The organism is Paraburkholderia sp. SIMBA_053, assembly GCF_046534895.1.
Taxonomy (GTDB): domain Bacteria; phylum Pseudomonadota; class Gammaproteobacteria; order Burkholderiales; family Burkholderiaceae; genus Paraburkholderia; species Paraburkholderia caledonica.
The window spans coordinates 1-381 of sequence record NZ_JAWRXU010000189.1; the positions used below are offsets into that span (position 1 = coordinate 1).

Consider the following 381-nt stretch of genomic DNA (forward strand, 5'->3'; position numbering starts at 1 on the left):
GATCGTTCAGCAATAGTTCGAGCGCTATGTCCGGATAGCGGGAGCGAAAACCGCGCAGCAGCGGCGCGACGATCTTGCGCCCGAATCCGGGTGTCGAGCAGATACGCAGATGGCCGCGCGGCGGTCCATTACGCAATTCGCGCATGTCCTCGAGCGCCTGCACGATGCGTTCGACGCCCGGATGACAGTTCTGATAAAACAGTTCGCCTTCGCGGGTCAGCGACGTGCTGCGCGTGGTGCGCAGAAAAAGCCGCGCATCGAGCTGCGCTTCGAGCTTTTGCACGTTTCGGCTGACGGCGGAGCGGCCAATGCCGAGGCGGTCACCCGCCTTGGCAAAGCTGCCTTCATTGGCCACGGCGAGAAACGAAACGACACCGGCGT

Annotated in this window: 1 protein-coding gene; it reads right to left on the reverse strand. The window is 62.7% G+C overall.

The window, feature by feature from the left end; translation table 11 throughout:
* A partial coding sequence (locus SB753_RS35205) for a LysR family transcriptional regulator (protein WP_410804678.1) occupies positions 1 to 381 on the reverse strand: 381 nt, incomplete at both ends.